Origin of the sequence: Burkholderia pyrrocinia (assembly GCF_022809715.1) — a bacterium.
Taxonomy (GTDB): Bacteria; Pseudomonadota; Gammaproteobacteria; order Burkholderiales; family Burkholderiaceae; genus Burkholderia; species Burkholderia pyrrocinia_C.
In genome coordinates this window covers 1,989,992-2,002,257 of record NZ_CP094459.1, presented here as the reverse complement: position 1 = coordinate 2,002,257, position 12,266 = coordinate 1,989,992, and the positions used below count along the sequence as shown (strand labels likewise).

Annotated in this window: 12 protein-coding genes; 9 read left to right on the top strand and 3 right to left on the bottom strand. The window is 68.8% G+C overall.

Annotation, left to right across the window (positions count from 1 at the left end; translation table 11 throughout):
- Positions 1-19: 19 nt before the first annotated feature.
- Entirely contained in the window at positions 20-640 is a 621-nt protein-coding gene (locus tag MRS60_RS09310; RefSeq protein WP_034181360.1) for a TetR/AcrR family transcriptional regulator, read from the top strand.
- Positions 641-736: 96 nt separating this feature from the next.
- Here the strand turns inward: MRS60_RS09310 and MRS60_RS09305 are convergent, their stop codons facing one another.
- Together MRS60_RS09305 and MRS60_RS09300 are read right to left on the bottom strand one after the other, a co-directional pair.
- Complete coding sequence (locus tag MRS60_RS09305) at positions 737-2,470, bottom strand: ClcB-like voltage-gated chloride channel protein (RefSeq protein ID WP_034181361.1); 1,734 nt, start codon at positions 2,468-2,470, stop codon at positions 737-739.
- A 103-nt stretch (positions 2,471-2,573) separates the two neighbouring features.
- Positions 2,574-3,641: a YeiH family protein gene (locus MRS60_RS09300; RefSeq protein ID WP_051983720.1), complete on the bottom strand. Its 1,068-nt coding sequence runs from the start codon at positions 3,639-3,641 to the stop codon at positions 2,574-2,576.
- A gap of 111 nt (positions 3,642-3,752) precedes the next feature.
- On the opposite strand from MRS60_RS09300, the gene MRS60_RS09295 reads away from it, so the two are divergent.
- From MRS60_RS09295 to MRS60_RS09260, 8 genes are all read left to right on the top strand, one after another.
- The gene (locus tag MRS60_RS09295) at positions 3,753-4,646 is read left to right on the top strand and encodes a LysR family transcriptional regulator (protein WP_175749465.1); all 894 of its coding nucleotides are present in this window, start codon (positions 3,753-3,755) and stop codon (positions 4,644-4,646) included.
- Positions 4,647-4,806: 160 nt separating this feature from the next.
- Complete coding sequence (locus MRS60_RS09290) at positions 4,807-5,571, top strand: TIM barrel protein (protein ID WP_105392580.1); 765 nt, start codon at positions 4,807-4,809, stop codon at positions 5,569-5,571.
- Positions 5,572-5,599: 28 nt separating this feature from the next.
- On the top strand, positions 5,600-6,592 hold the full coding sequence (locus MRS60_RS09285; RefSeq protein WP_131948807.1) for a sugar kinase: 993 nt from the start codon (positions 5,600-5,602) through the stop codon (positions 6,590-6,592).
- A 158-nt stretch (positions 6,593-6,750) separates the two neighbouring features.
- Positions 6,751-8,031 (top strand): MFS transporter, encoded by a 1,281-nt coding sequence (locus MRS60_RS09280; RefSeq protein ID WP_034181366.1) that lies wholly within the window; start codon positions 6,751-6,753, stop codon positions 8,029-8,031.
- A gap of 5 nt (positions 8,032-8,036) precedes the next feature.
- Positions 8,037-9,002: an NAD(P)-dependent oxidoreductase gene (locus tag MRS60_RS09275; protein ID WP_243564577.1), complete on the top strand. Its 966-nt coding sequence runs from the start codon at positions 8,037-8,039 to the stop codon at positions 9,000-9,002.
- Between the two features lie 464 nt (positions 9,003-9,466).
- Entirely contained in the window at positions 9,467-10,510 is a 1,044-nt protein-coding gene (locus tag MRS60_RS09270) for a LacI family DNA-binding transcriptional regulator (RefSeq protein ID WP_131948809.1), read from the top strand.
- 54 nt (positions 10,511-10,564) lie between these two features.
- Positions 10,565-11,353 (top strand): YhfC family intramembrane metalloprotease, encoded by a 789-nt coding sequence (locus MRS60_RS09265; RefSeq protein WP_243564576.1) that lies wholly within the window; start codon positions 10,565-10,567, stop codon positions 11,351-11,353.
- Positions 11,354-11,366: 13 nt separating this feature from the next.
- Complete coding sequence (locus MRS60_RS09260; protein ID WP_243564575.1) at positions 11,367-11,729, top strand: DUF3022 domain-containing protein; 363 nt, start codon at positions 11,367-11,369, stop codon at positions 11,727-11,729.
- 33 nt (positions 11,730-11,762) lie between these two features.
- Here the strand turns inward: MRS60_RS09260 and MRS60_RS09255 are convergent, their stop codons facing one another.
- On the bottom strand, positions 11,763-12,194 hold the full coding sequence (locus tag MRS60_RS09255; protein ID WP_021160921.1) for a PGDYG domain-containing protein: 432 nt from the start codon (positions 12,192-12,194) through the stop codon (positions 11,763-11,765).
- Positions 12,195-12,266: the final 72 nt, after the last annotated feature.

The following is a 12,266-nucleotide window of genomic DNA, read 5'->3' as shown; positions in this document are numbered from 1 at the left end:
TGGTGCTAGACTGCGCGCCATGAAACCACAGCGCTTAACTCGCGAGCAGAGCAGGGACCAGACGCGCGAACGTCTGCTGAAAGCTGCGCATCGTATTTTTCTGAAGAAAGGCTATGTGGCTGCGAGCGTCGAGGACATCGCGGCCGCGGCCGGCTATACGCGCGGCGCGTTCTACTCGAATTTCCGCAGCAAGTCGGACCTGCTGCTGGAGTTGCTGGAGCGCAACCATGAGGCGGTGCGGGCCGATTTCGAGGCGATTTTCGACGAGGGCGGGACGCGCGAACAGATGGAGTCGATGACGCTCGCGCATTACCGGACGCTGTTCCGCGACGACGAGTTCTCGCTGCTGTGGGGCGAGGCGAAGCTGCAGGCCGCGCGCGACGCGAAATTCCGCGTGCGCTTCAACCAGTTCCTGCACGGCAAGCGCCTGCAGATGGCCGAATTCATCCAGCGCTTCGCCGAGCGCTCGGGCACGCCGCTGCTGCTGCCGGCCGAGACGCTCGCGTTCGGGCTGATGTGCCTGTGCGATGGCGTGCAGTCGTACTACACGGCCGATCCGCAGCACGTGCCGGCCGACGTGGCCGAATCGGTGCTCGCGGGGTTCTTCGCACGGGTCGTGCTGGGGCGCGCGCCGGACTGAGCGGGGAAGCGGGTTCGCGGGCATCGTGTTCGCCCGCGGCAGGCTGCATGCGATGAAGCGGTACGGTGCGGTGCGACGCGAGCCGCACCGTGCGCGTCAGCGCTCGCCGGTCATCCGCCGGTACGCGTCGAGCAGCGACGTCTTGTAGACGACGCCCGCGAGCGTCGGCTCGGCTTCGCTTTCGATCACCGGCAGCCGTTCGCCCTGGAACGCCATGAAGCGTTCGAGCGCCGTCGCGAGCGGCATGTCGGGCGTGAGGAGCGGAAACGGCGTATGCGCGTAGTGCGCGGCGGTCTTGTCGGACGTGTCGCGCTTGTCGAGCAGGTCGGACGTGATGTCCTTCAGCGCGACCGCGCCGCGGAAGCGCCCGGCGTCGTCGGTCACGTACAGGTACTTCACCGGATATTCGAGAAACACGCGCGTCATGTCGGCGACGCTCGCGGTGAGCGGCACGACCGTCTGCGCGGGCTGGATCAGCTCGCGCATCTGCGTGGTGCGCAGCCGCAGCCGTTCCTGCGCGTCCTGGTAGTGGTGCAGCGTGATCTCGTACATCGACGTCGTGCCCGTCGCGCGCGCGACGAAATACGCGAACACGCACGACACCAGCAACGGCAGCACGACCTGATAGCTCAGCGTCATCTCGAAGATCATCAGGATCGCCATCAGCGGCGCCTGCGTGGCGCCCGCCATGAACGCGCCCATCCCGACGATCGCATACGCGAAATATGCCGACGTATGGCCGGGCCACAGCGCTTCCATCGCGAGCCCGAACAGCGAACCGAACACCGCGCCGACGAACAGCGTCGGCGTGAAGACGCCGCCGATCGCGCCCGAGCCGGCGGTCGCGGCGGTCGCGATCACCTTGAACACGAGTACCGCGACGAGCGCCTGCCAGGTCCACGGCGAATGAAGGATGTGGTTCACGACGCTGTAGCCGTTGCCCCACACGTCCGGAATCCACACCGAGATCACGCCGACGACGAGGCCGCCGAGCGCGAGCCGCACGGGCAGCGGCACGGGCAGCCGCTTGAACTGGTTCTTCGACGCGTCGAGCAGGTGCAGGAACTGCGGCGCGAGCACGCCGCACAGCGCGCCGAGCACGACGAACAGCAGCACCTCGGGGCCGGTGACGGCCGGAAACACCGGCATTTCGTACGGCGGCCGGTAGCCGGCGAATTCGCGCATCACGATGTTCGCGACGACCGACGCGACGACCATCGGCCCGAAGCTCTCCATCGCGATCGTGCCGAGCACGATCTCCGACACGAAGAACGCGCCGGCGATCGGCGCGTTGTACGCGGACGTGATGCCGGCAGCTGCCCCGCACGCGACCAGCAGGCGCAGGCGCGGCGGGTCGAAGTGCACGAAGCGGCCGACGAGCGACGCGGCGAGCGCCGCGAGCTGCACCATCGGGCCTTCGCGGCCGATCGAGCCGCCGCTGCCGATCGTCAGCAGCGACGACACGCTGCGCCACAGGCTCTGCCGCACGGGCACGATGCCGTTGCCGAGCGCGACGGATTCCATGTAGTCGGTCTTGCCGGACGGCTTGTCGCCGCGTGTCGCGAGCAGCAGCACGCAGCCGGCGAGGAAGCCGCCCGCGGCCGGCATCCAGAACCGCACGTACCACGGCAGGCTCTTCGCCATCTGGACGAAACTGCCGCTGTGCCCGGAGATCAGGCGCTGCATCAGGTCGATGCCTTCGCGGAACGCCATGGTGGCGAAGGCGCCGCCGACGCCGACGATGGCCGACCAGATCAGCATCGTATGGGCGTCCGACAGGCGGAACAGCGTTTCGGCGCGAGTGCGCAGCTTCAGCAGGAACGAGAGCACGGCTGAAAGGGGGCGATGGAAAACGACGCGAAGCATAGCACCGCGCCGCGCCCGCGGGACCATCCCGTCGGGCGCGGCGCGCGAAGTGCTGCGGACAGGCGGCTCAGCCAAGCCAGTGCTGCACGGCCCAGGTGATCCCGTAGCCGCCGGCGATCAGCCACACGTACAGGATCAGGCCGGTCACCAGTGCGCGGGGGCCGGCTGCGCGGATCTGCGACACGCGCGTCTCGATGCCGAGCGCGGTCATCGCCATCGTCAGCGCGAAGGTGTCGAGCACGTTCAGCGTATGCGTGACGTCGGTGGGCAGCACGTTCAGCGAATTGACGATCACGAAGCCGAGGAAGCCGAGCGCGAACCAGGGCACCGCCACCTTGCGCTTGCCTTGCGCACCGCCGGCCGTGGCGCGGGCCGAGCGGGCGAGCCACCAGCCAAGCACCAGCAGCACCGGGACCAGCAGCATCACGCGCGTCATCTTGACGATCGTCGCGATGTGCGCGACCTGCGGGCTGATGTCGCTGGCTGCGCCGACCACCTGCGCGACCTCGTGGATCGTGCCGCCGAAGAACAGGCCGAGGCCGGCCGGATCGAGGTTCAGCAGCCCGGCGTGATACGCGATCGGGTACAGGAACATCGACAGCGTGCCGAACAGCACGACGCTACCCACGGCCATCGCGCTCTGGTGCGGCTTCGACTGCAGCGTCGACTCGAACGCGAGCACGGCGGCCGCGCCGCAGATCGCGCTGCCGGCGGCGGTCAGCAGCGCCGCGTCGCGGTCGAGCTTCATCAGCTTCATGCCGGCCCAGGTGCCGATCACGAGCGTGCTGACGACGACCAGCACCGAGACCGTCAGGCCCGGCAGGCCGACCTGCGCGATTTCCTGCAGGCTCACGCGCAACCCGAAGAACGCGACCGCAATGCGCAGCAGCTTGCGCGCGGAGAAATTGACGCCGGCCGCCCAACTGGCCGGCATGCCGTCGCGCAGCGCATTGCCGTACAGCGCACCGGCGACGATGCCGACGATCAGCGGCGACAGGCCGAGCCCGGCGATTGCGGGGAGCTCGGACAGGCTCGTGACGGCGGCGGCGAACAGCGCGACGAACAGAACGCCGTTCAACTGGCCGCGCATCGACGGCGCGGCGTGGCTGAGATGGGGAGTCGGGGCAGTGGACATGGAGCACCGTAGTTGAGCGTGTTGCGATGCTGTAATCCTAATTTTGTTATATCGATATGAAAAATTGTGATTTGTGACGTAAACTATCCGGAAAGCCGATAATTCAACCCCATGACCCCGGATCAACTGATAACGTTCGCGGCCGTCGCCGAGCACCTGAACATCAGCCGTGCCGCCGTGGCGCTGCATCTGTCGCAGCCTGCCGTGTCGGGCCAGTTGCGGCTGCTGCAGGACGAATTCGGCGAGCCGCTGTACCAGCGCGACGGCCGCGGCATCCGGCTGACGCCGGTCGGCGAACAGCTCGCGCAGTACGCGAAGGCGCAGCGCGACACGTTTGCGCAGGCGCGCGCGTTTCGCGACGCGGTGCGCGGCCTCGAGGCCGGCACGCTGCGGATCGGCGCGAGCACGACGCCGGCGAGCTACCTGCTGCCGTACCTGATCGCGGCGTTCCAGCCGCGCGCGCCGCGCGTGGCGATCCAGACGATGAGCGGCAATACGGCCGACGTGGTCGCCGCGCTGCCGTCGCTCGACATCGCGATGATCGAAGGGCCGCCCGGCGAGGCGCTGCCGCCCGGCACGGCCGTGCATGCGTGGCACGAGGACGAGATCGTCGCGATCGTGCCGGCCGACCATCCGCTGGCCGCGCCCGACTACGATGCGGGCGTGACGCTGGCCGCGCTCGCCGCCCATCCGCTCGTGCTGCGCGAGGAGGGCTCCGGTGTGCGGCAGCTCGTCGAGCGGGCGTTCGCGCATGGCGGCGCGCCGATGCGCGTCGCGTTCGAGATCGCGGGCGTCGAGGCCGTGAAGGAGGCCGTGCGTGCCGGGATGGGCGTCGGGTTCGTGTCCGCGATGTCGCTGCGTCACCAGGATGCGGCGCTCGTGCTGCGCTCGCTGGCGCCCGCGCCGCTCACGCGTCATTTCTCCATCCTCGTGCCGCATGGCGGCGCGCCGTCGCGGGTTGCCTCGCAGTTCCTTGAAATGAGTCTCGCGCAGGACCTCGCCTGAGCGGACGAAGCCCGCCCGGAAACGTGCGATGCGCGCCGGCGGACGCGCGTTCGCGTGGCGCCCGGCCCTAGGGATTTCCTCTATGGCGTGCGTTCGAAGCGAAGCGCACCATCCGTCTCAAGCAAATGGAACCGGTTCCATTCCGGTAAAAAAGGGCAAAATGGCAGACATCGTGATCGTGGCGAGCGCATTCGGGATGGACCGCGTGCGTCAGGAGGGCCACAGCGCATTCGTCGCGACCGCGGCGGCATCCGGTGCGACCGGTTTCGAGGTGAGGCGCGAGCTGTTCGCGTCGGACGACGACACGACGCCCGGTGCGCTGGCCGCGCTCGGCGCGCAACTGGCCGGCCACGGGCTGTGGTCGGTCTATTCGACGCCGGCCACGCTGTACACGGAAACGGGCGCGCTCGATGCCGACGCATTGCGCGACGCGCTCGCGGAAGCCGACGCGCTCGGCGCGCGTTTCGTGAAATTCCAGCTCGGCGGTTTTGCAGGCGACGCGCACGCTGCCGACATCGTCGCGCTGTCGCGCGGCGCGCGTGCCCGCGTGGTGGTCGAGAACGGCCAGCTTCCGGTCGGCGGCGCGCTCGCGCAATTCCGCGGGCTGTTCGACGCACTGGCCGCGGCGGGCATGCCCGATGCGCTCGGGATGACGTTCGACATCGGCAACTGGCAGTGGCCGGGCGAAGCACCGCTCGACTGCGCGCAGATGCTCGCGCCGCATGTGGAATACATTCATTGCAAGGCGGTCGCAGGCGAGGGCGCGCGCCGTTTCGCGGCCGCGCCGGCGCCGAACGACCCGCTCGTGACCGGCGTGCTCGCGGCGCTGCCGCTGCATGCGCCGCGCGGCATCGAGTTTCCGTTCGACGCGGCCGACCTGGCGGGCGATGCATGCCGGCGCGTCGCGTGGCTTGCAACGGCGTGACGGCAGAAGGATCCTGAGGAGTTCACTCATGAAAGCAGCACTCGATGTCGTGACCTACGGCGAGGCGATGGCGATGTTCGTCGCGACCGAGCCCGGCCATCTCGCGCATGCGGCGCAATTCACGAAGCGGATCGCGGGCGCCGACCTAAACGTCGCGATCGGCCTGTCGCGGCTCGGCTACAGGGTCGGCTGGATGAGCCGCGTCGGCCGCGATTCGTTCGGCGGCTACGTGCTCGACACGCTCGCACGCGAAGGCATCGACGCGTCGTGCGTGACCGTCGATCCGCGTTACCCGACCGGTTTCCAGCTGAAGTCGCGCACCGACGACGGCAGCGATCCGACCGTCGAATATTTCCGCAAGGGCTCCGCCGCAAGCCACCTGTCGTGCGACGACTACGTGGCCGACTACGTGCTCGGCGCGCGCCACCTGCACCTGACGGGTGTCGCGCCGGCGATCTCCGCGACGTCGTGCGAACTCGCGTTCCAGCTTGCGCGCGAGATGCGCGCGGCCGGCAAGACGATCTCGTTCGACCCGAACCTGCGCCCGACGCTGTGGCCGTCCGCCGACGTGATGGCGAAGACGCTGAACGCGCTCGCGACGCTCGCCGACTGGGTGCTGCCGGGCCTCGCCGAGGGGCGGCAGCTCACCGGGCACGACACGCCGGCCGACATCGCGGGCTTCTATCTCGCGCAAGGCGCGCGCGGCGTCGTGATCAAGCTCGGCGAGCAAGGCGCGTACTTCCGGACGGCCGACGGCCGCGAGGGCACGGTCGCGGGCGAGCGTGTCGAACGCGTCGTCGACACGGTCGGCGCCGGCGACGGCTTCGCGGTCGGCGTGGTCAGCGCGCTGCTGGAAGGCCGCAGCGTCGAACAGGCCGTCGCGCGCGGCAACCGGATCGGCGCGCTTGCGATCCAGGTGATCGGCGATTCGGAAGGCTTGCCGACGCGCGAAGCACTCGACCGGCTCGAAAATGTCAGCAATCGCGCCGATCGCTTAGAGGAAACCGTCACCGCGCAATGAGAGGCCGAACACGGCACAATCCGCGGATTCATTTCGTGCATCAAGCACCGCTTTGCGTGAGACCGGACGGCAAAGCAGGCGACCGGAGCGGTGCGGAAGCACCGGTTCCGGCCGCGAAGCGCTGAAGCGCCAGCCCGGTCAACAAAGGAGACATTCTGATGGCAACCAATCTCGCAGCCCGACGCTGGTGGACGATCATGCCGATCGTGTTCATCACGTACAGCCTCGCTTACCTCGACCGCGCAAACTACGGGTTCGCGGCCGCGGCCGGCATCAACCAGGATCTCGGGATCGGCAAGGGCCTGTCGTCGCTGATCGGCGCGCTGTTCTTCCTCGGCTATTTCTTCTTCCAGATTCCCGGCGCGATCTATGCGGAACGCCGCAGCGTGAAGAAGCTCGTGTTCGTCAGCCTCGTGCTGTGGGGCGCTTGCGCGGCGCTCACCGGCGTGGTCAGCAACATCCCGTCGCTGATGGCGATCCGCTTCGTGCTCGGCGTCGTCGAGGCGGCCGTGATGCCGGCGATGCTGATCTACATCAGCAACTGGTTCACGAAGAGCGAGCGCTCGCGCGCGAACACGTTCCTGATCCTCGGCAACCCGGTCACCGTGCTGTGGATGTCGATCGTGTCGGGCTATCTCGTGCATGAATTCGGCTGGCGCCACATGTTCATCGCCGAAGGCGTGCCGGCCATCCTCTGGGCCGTGTGCTGGTGGTTCCTCGTGCAGGACAAGCCGGCCGATTCGCCGTGGCTCACCGCGCAGGAAAAGCGCGACCTCGACGCCGCGCTCGCGGCCGAGCAGGCGGCGATCAAGCCCGTACGCAACTATGGCGAGGCGTTCCGCTCGCCGGCCGTGATCAAGCTGTGCGCGCAGTATTTCTGCTGGAGCATCGGCGTGTACGGCTTCGTGCTGTGGCTGCCGTCGATCGTCAAGAACGGCTCCGACCTCGGGATGGTCGCGACCGGCTGGCTGTCCGCGCTGCCGTATCTCGCGGCGACGATCGCGATGCTCGCCGCATCGTGGGCGTCCGACAAGGTCGGCTCGCGCCGCGGCTTCGTATGGCCGTTCCTGCTGATCGGCGCGGCTGCGTTCGCCGCGTCGTATGCGCTCGGCTCGTCGCATTTCTGGATCTCGTATGCGCTGCTGGTGGTCGCGGGCGCGGCGATGTACGCGCCGTACGGCCCGTTCTTCGCGATCGTGCCGGAACTGCTGCCGAAGAACGTCGCCGGCGGCGCGATGGCGCTGATCAACAGCATGGGCGCGCTCGGCTCGTTCGTCGGCTCGTACTTCGTCGGCTACCTGAACGGCGCGACCGGGTCGCCCGTCGCTTCGTACGCGTTCATGAGCGCCGCGCTCGTCGCCGCGGTGATCCTCACGCTGTCCGTCAAACCCCAGGCGCGCGATGCGCATCCGCTCGCCGCGCCGCTGCAAGGAAAATGAAACTGATGAAGCCTCGTATCGTCGCGTACAAGCCGCTGCCCGATGACGTTCTCGCGTACCTGCGCGAGCATGCGGACGTCGAGCAGGCCGACGGCGCCGACGCGCTCGCCGATGCGCTCGGCAACGCGGACGGCGCGATCGGCGCGAGCCTGAAGGTCACGCCGCAGATGCTCGACCGCGCACCGCGGCTGAAGGCCTGGTCGACGATCTCGGTCGGCTACGACAACTTCGACGTCGCGGATCTCACGCGGCGCGGGATCGTGCTCGCGCATACGCCGGACGTGCTGACCGAGTCGACCGCCGATACGGTGTTTTCGCTGATCCTGGCGTCCGCGCGGCGCGTGGTCGAGCTGGCCGAGTGGGTGAAGGCCGGCCACTGGCATCGCAGCATCGGCCCGGACCTGTACGGCACCGACGTGCAGGGCAAGACGCTCGGCATCGTCGGGCTCGGGCGGATCGGCGGCGCGGTTGCGCGCCGCGCGGCGCTCGGCTTCCGGATGCAGGTGCTGTACGCGAACCGGTCCGCGCATGCCGAAGCCGAGACGCAGTACGGCGCGCGGCGCGTGACGCTCGACGAACTGCTCGCGCAGTCGGATTTCGTGTGCCTGCAGGTGCCGCTGTCGCCGGAAACGCACCACCTGATCGGCGCGGCCGAATTCGCGAAGATGAAGCGCGGCGCGATCCTGATCAATGCGTCGCGCGGGCCCGTCGTCGACGAAGCCGCGCTGGTCGACGCGCTGCGCGCGGGCACGATCCATGGCGCGGGGCTCGACGTGTTCGAGAAGGAGCCGCTGCCGGCGGATTCGCCGCTGTTGCAAATGAAGAATGTCGTCGCGCTGCCGCATATCGGCTCGGCGACGCACGAGACGCGCCACGCGATGGCGCGCTGCGCCGCGGAAAACCTGGTCGGCGCGCTGGCCGGCACGCTGCGCGCGAATCTCGTCAATCCGGATGCGCTCGCGCGGGCCTGAGCCGCGCCGGGTAACGGGAAGACAGCCGGCCGGCGGGGCGCCGGCGCCGTTAGAGGCGATGGTCTTGGTGCCGGAGGGCTGGCTGCGTTATGATCGCCCGCTTGTCGCATCGACGGCCCGGCAATGCTGCCGGCGGCGTCCGGCGACGGGCATCCGCGCCAGGTCCGGTGCGGCCGACTGCTTTTGCACGTGACTGGAGCGGGCGCCGATGCGCCGGCGCCGATCGACCGCGACGCATGGGATCAGCGTAAGCGCTGAAGGGCTGACGCTGATCGACCGCGAAGCATGGGATCAGCGTGAGCGTTGAAGGGCTGACGCCGATCGACCGCGAAGCATGGGACCAGCGTAAGCGCTAAAGCGCTAACGCTGGTCGACAGAGGAGTCCGCCGGGTGGCTTACGTTTCCAACAACAAAGGTCCGTCCGCTCACGAAGCGGCACGGATCGTACGTCGCGAGGCACGACAGTGACCGATTCGCATCCTTCCACGCCGCGTCCGGCGACGATCAGCGATGTCGCACGCGAGGCCGGCACGGGCAAGACCAGCGTTTCGCGCTACCTGAACGGCGAAACGCATGTGCTGTCCGTCGATCTGCGCCAGCGGATCGAGGCGGCGATCGCGCGCCTCAACTACCGGCCGAACCAGATGGCGCGCGGGCTCAAGCGCGGCCGCAACCGGCTGCTCGGCATGCTCGCGGCCGACCTGACCAATCCTTACACCGTCGAAGTGCTGCAGGGCGTCGAGGCCGCGTGCCACGCGCTCGGCTACATGCCGCTCATCTGTCACGCGGCGAACGAGGTCGAGATGGAGCGCCGCTTCCTGCAGCTGCTCACGACCTACCGTGTCGAAGGGCTGATCGTCAACGCGCTCGGCGCCGAAGAGGACGTGCTGCGCCCGCTGCGCGGCGCCGGCATCCCGGCCGTGCTCGTCGACCGGACGGTCGAGGGCTTCGAGGCCGACCTGATCGGCCTCGACAATGCCGATGCGATCGAGACGGCGGTCGCGCACCTGATCGAGCACGGCTTCGACGCGATCCATTTCGTCGTGCAGCCGTTCGAGCACGTCAGCTCGCGGCGCTTGCGCGAGGCCGCGTTCCGCGCGGCGCTGGGCGCGCGCGGGCTGCCGGTGCCGGCGACGGTCGTGCTCGACCTGAACGAGCCGGACGCGGCCGCGGCGGCACTCGCCGACCTCGATACGCGCATCGACGATGCGACGCGGCGCGGCGTGCGCGCGGCGCTGTTCGCCGCGAACGCGCCGGTCGCGCTCGCGATCGCGCGCCACCTGCGCGCGCGTTTCGGCGCCGCGTGGCAGCAGAAGGCCGCGCTGCTGTCGATCGACGATCCGGAATGGGCCGAGCTGATCGGCATCACGACGATCCGTCAGCCGACCTACGAAATCGGCTACAAGGCCGTCGAATTCGTGCACGAGCGGATCGACGGCGCAGCGGGCGACGTGCGCGTCGCGATGCTGCCGGGCGAGCTGATCGCGCGCGCGTCGACCGCAAGCTGAGTATCATGCGGGGCACGCAGCGCGCCAGGTGCGCTGCCCCGAACAAGGAAATACATGACTGTCGCTCCCGTCACGCTGGCGGTGCTGATCGCCGCCACGCTGATCATCGCGCTGCTGCCGCTTGTCCTCTTCCGTATCCTGCGCAAGCCGCTCGCGCTCAACCGCCGCGACACGATCGTCGGCGTCGCCGTCTTCACGCTGTTTGCGATGATCGTCGAACGCGCGTTCCACGGGCTCGTGCTGAGCCAGACGCCGGCGGATGGCTGGCTGACGCAGCCGCTCGCGTTCGTCGCATACAGCGCGCTCGCGACCGCCGTATTCGAGGAAGTCGGCCGTTATCTCGGGATGCGTTTCCTGAACCGGCGCTACGGCGCGTCGGCCGGCGACGGTCGCGCGATCGGCTACGGGATCGGCCACGGCGGCGCCGAAGCGTGGTTCGTCGGCGTGCTCGTATGGGGCCAGTGGTCGTATCTCGCGTGGCTGGCAAGCCGCGGCCAGCTCGAGACGCAGCTTTCCGACCTGCCGGGCGACACCGTCGTGCGGCTGCACGTGATGCTTGCGACGCTGTCGGTGCAGTCGATCCTGCTGTTGCTGCTCGAACGCTGCGGGGCGTTCGTGCTGCAGCTTGCGCTGTCGGTGCTGGTCTGGCGCGGTGTGCGTGCCGGCCGCGCGGGCGTGCTGCCGCTCGCGATCGTGCTGCATGCGCTCGCGGCGGCGCCGGCGCTGCTGTACCAGGTGCGCGTGCTGCCGGCCGCATGGGTCGAGGCCGCGTATTTCGTGCTGGCCGCGATCCTGGTCGTCGTGATGGTGAAGACGTGCCGGCCGCCGCGTACGGCTGCCTGACGGGAGAGACGGGATGGACGACTATCTGATCGAATGCCGGAGCGCCGAATTCGACGCGCTCGCGCGCGTGATCTGCGATCTCTTTCCGGAGCAGACGCGCTTCGCCGAAAGCAGCGACGAGCGCGGGCGGTTCCTGTCCGTGCACTGGCTCGCGATGCGTTTCGGCGCGACGCCGAAGCGGATGACGCTCGATATCCGCATCGTGCCGGCCGCGCTCGCGCGTTATCTCGCGCTCAAGCCGATGCATCGCGCGCGCAGCCATGCGGTGCTGCATGCGTATACGGAAGCGATGCTCGGGTCGCTCGAGGAGCGCCACGCGGCCGGCGAGGCCGTCGAGCGCAGCGCGGAACTCGAACTCGACGAAGACTTTGCGTGAGCATGCGCGCCGGCTTCATGCCGGCGCGGCGGATTACGCGTCGCGGTAGACCTGCGCGAAGCGCTGCGCCTGCACGACGCCGTAATCGCCGGGTGCGTACTGCATTACCCAGTCGCCGGCGACACCACGCAGCGTGTCGCCGTTTTCCGAGCGGGCGATCGTAAACGGCTCGTCCATCCGGCGTGCGAGCACGACGGCCGGCCGGTTCCGGTAGGCGCCCGGTGCGCCGTGCGCGAGTGCCGGATCGGCGGGCAGGTATTTGGCGTCGAAGCGCGCGCGCGACACGACCCAGCGGTCGCCGGTCGAGCCCGTGATCAGCGCGTCGCCCGCGACATAGCGGTTCGGGCCTTCGAGGCTCATCAGTTCGCCGTCTGCGTCCGCGAATGAAACGGCGACGGTTTCGTCCTTGACGACGCGACGGGCCTGCGGGTCGGTACGCAGATCGATGTGCTTGAGTTCGAGCATGGCGAGGAAGTGCGGGAAAAGCCGGGAGCTTATCCCGAATTCGGCGCGCCGTGTGACGCGCCGATCGCCGGC